At 63.2% G+C, this 315-nt stretch carries 1 protein-coding gene; it reads left to right on the top strand.

Annotation, left to right across the window (positions count from 1 at the left end; translation table 11 throughout):
- Positions 1 to 315, top strand: a 315-nt coding sequence (locus HU720_RS24660) for a hypothetical protein (protein WP_186523643.1), incomplete at both ends; no start/stop codon positions are given.

The following is a 315-nucleotide window of genomic DNA, read 5'->3' as shown; positions in this document are numbered from 1 at the left end:
CCGCAGTTTCTACAGCGGCGGTCAGCAAACCCATGAACAGTGTGGCGATGACCGCCTGCACCTGATCGGCGATGGTGCGCATCTGTTTGCCTTGAACCGCGTCGCCGAAGGCATCGCCAAGACCACCCTGCTCGGCTGCGACGGCCAGGGTAGCGTGCGTATCGAAGCCGATGACACCATCCGCCAACTCCGTTACACCACTCACGGTGCCGAGCAGAAAGGCGATGAAAAAATGCCATTCGGCTACACCGGCCTGCGCCGCGAGCCGCTGACCGGCTGGTACATCCCCAACGGCTACCGCCCCTACGACCCGCT

This window comes from Pseudomonas sp. SWRI51, assembly GCF_014268825.1.
In the GTDB taxonomy this organism is placed as follows: Bacteria; Pseudomonadota; Gammaproteobacteria; order Pseudomonadales; family Pseudomonadaceae; genus Aquipseudomonas; species Aquipseudomonas farsensis.
The sequence above is the reverse complement of the archived record's forward strand: the minus strand, read 5'-3'. Positions and strand labels throughout refer to the sequence as shown.